Here is a 699-nt window from a genome sequence, read left to right as displayed (position 1 = left end):
TAATTATTTATCCAGTATCATTCTTAAAAAACCTGGCTTATTTGTTATAATACCCGCTACTCCCAAATCAATGAGTTTTCTCAAGTCGGCTTCCCCATCAACTGTCCAAGGATAAACGGTTTTGCCAGCGGCATTTGCAATGTCCATATAGGATGCCGTTACAAGCGGGAAGTGCGGATGGAGTGAAAACACCTCGACTCCCGATTCCTCCTCAAACTTTTTGAAATCCGCAACCTCAGGATGATAAAGCAAGCCAATGCGGATTTCAGGCAATTGTTTTTTCAACTCCGCCAAGCAGCCAAAGTGGAACGAAGATACGACTGTGCTTCCGATGCGGTCCGTTTTTCTTAAAACATCAATTAAGCAGCTTACCATGCCTGGTGTTTCAGCGGCTTTTATTTCTACATTAAACTGTACATTTGCTGGCACCTTCGTCAACACTTCTTCAAGCAAAGGAACATATTCTCCAGCATACTGATCGCTAAACCACTTGCCGCAATCATAACCTTTAATATCTTCATAATTCAGATTAGCAATTTCACCAACACCATTAGTCGTGCGTTCTAAAGTATGGTCATGAATAACGACGACCTGCTTGTCCTTCGTAAGATGAACGTCCAGCTCGATCATATCGCATTCCTGCATAACACCCAGCATAAATGCTGCTAATGAATTTTCAGGAGCCTCCGCCGAGGCACC

At 43.2% G+C, this 699-nt stretch carries 1 protein-coding gene; it reads right to left on the bottom strand.

What is annotated here, in order from left to right:
• Positions 1-3 precede the first annotated feature (3 nt).
• On the bottom strand, positions 4-699 hold a 696-nt coding region (locus ACRRU2_RS28580; RefSeq protein WP_432506837.1), incomplete at its 5' end, for a glycerophosphodiester phosphodiesterase.

This window comes from Paenibacillus sp. GXUN7292, from assembly GCF_050864975.1.
In the GTDB taxonomy this organism is placed as follows: domain Bacteria; phylum Bacillota; class Bacilli; order Paenibacillales; family Paenibacillaceae; genus Pristimantibacillus.
This window is presented reverse-complemented; position numbering and strand designations above follow the sequence as displayed.